The 355-nt window shown below is 67.0% G+C and carries 1 protein-coding gene; it reads left to right on the forward strand.

All coding sequences use genetic code 11. The annotated features are described in order from the left end of the window. The coding region (locus tag GB932_RS00965) for a CLIPPER-2 domain-containing protein (protein ID WP_438616688.1) at positions 1 to 355 on the forward strand (355 nt) is incomplete at both ends.

Below are 355 nucleotides of genomic sequence, written 5' to 3' on the forward strand. Positions count from 1 at the left end.
TGGCCGGGGGCCGAGGGCACGCTGCAGCCGGGTGAGCAGGTCACGGCGACGGCGACCTACACGGTGCAGCAGAGTGACGTGAACACCGGACGGGTGGACAACACCGCAACCGCGACGGGAACCCCGCCGCAGGGCGAGGACGTCTCGGACACCGACGATGAGACGGTGCCCCTCCCGCAGAACGCGCAAATCGAGCTCGTCAAGACCGGTACCCTCGAAGAGGGGGCGTCGGGGAGCGCGGGCGATGTCGTCGAGTACGAGTTCACGGTCACGAACACGGGCAACGTGACGTTGACCGATGTGTCGGTCAGCGATGAGCTGGAGGGTCTTTCGGACATCGCCTATGGCGCATGGC

Source organism: Microbacterium karelineae (assembly GCF_009745985.1).
Classification (GTDB): domain Bacteria; phylum Actinomycetota; class Actinomycetes; order Actinomycetales; family Microbacteriaceae; genus Microbacterium; species Microbacterium karelineae.